Genomic DNA, 549 nt, shown 5'->3' with positions numbered 1-549 from the left:
AGCGGTGCCGCACGCACTACTCGGCCAACCTAATGGCCGCCTGCCCCAAGGCCTCCTGGCCCGCGGTCAAGGCGATGCTGCACTCGGTCTACGAGCAGGCCGACGCCCAGGCGGTGCACGCCCAGTTCGACAAGCTCATCGACTCTGTCGCCGACCGCCTCCCAGCCGTCGCCGAGCACCTGGAGGCGGCTCGAGCCGACATCCTGGCGTTCACCGCCTTCCCGCAGGCGATCTGGCGACAGATCTGGTCCAACAACCCCAACGAACGCCTCAACCGCGAGATCCGCCGCCGCACCGACGTCGTGGGGATCTTCCCCAACCGCGAGGCCATCATCCGCCTCGTCGGCGCAGTCCTGGCCGAGCAGCACGACGAATGGGCCGAACAACGCCGCTACCTCGGCCTGGACGTCCTGGCCAAGTCTCGACTGGCCCTTGTCGCCGAGACCAGCCCCGAGGAGGTGACCACCACCGAACCCATCGGCGCCATCAGCGCCTGATCCAACCCCCCGATCTCGAGGACCGATACACCACTCCCCAGGGCTTGACCCC

General features: G+C 68.3%; 1 protein-coding gene. It reads left to right on the top strand.

Features of this window, described 5'->3' with window-relative positions; translation table 11 throughout:
* Positions 1-497, top strand: a 497-nt coding sequence (locus M3148_RS16965; RefSeq protein ID WP_251305906.1) for a transposase, incomplete at its 5' end; no start/stop codon positions are given.
* Positions 498-549: the final 52 nt, after the last annotated feature.

The sequence above is a fragment of the Georgenia satyanarayanai genome (genome assembly GCF_023715365.1).
Taxonomy (GTDB): domain Bacteria; phylum Actinomycetota; class Actinomycetes; order Actinomycetales; family Actinomycetaceae; genus Oceanitalea; species Oceanitalea satyanarayanai_B.
The sequence above is the reverse complement of the archived record's forward strand: the minus strand, read 5'-3'. Positions and strand labels throughout refer to the sequence as shown.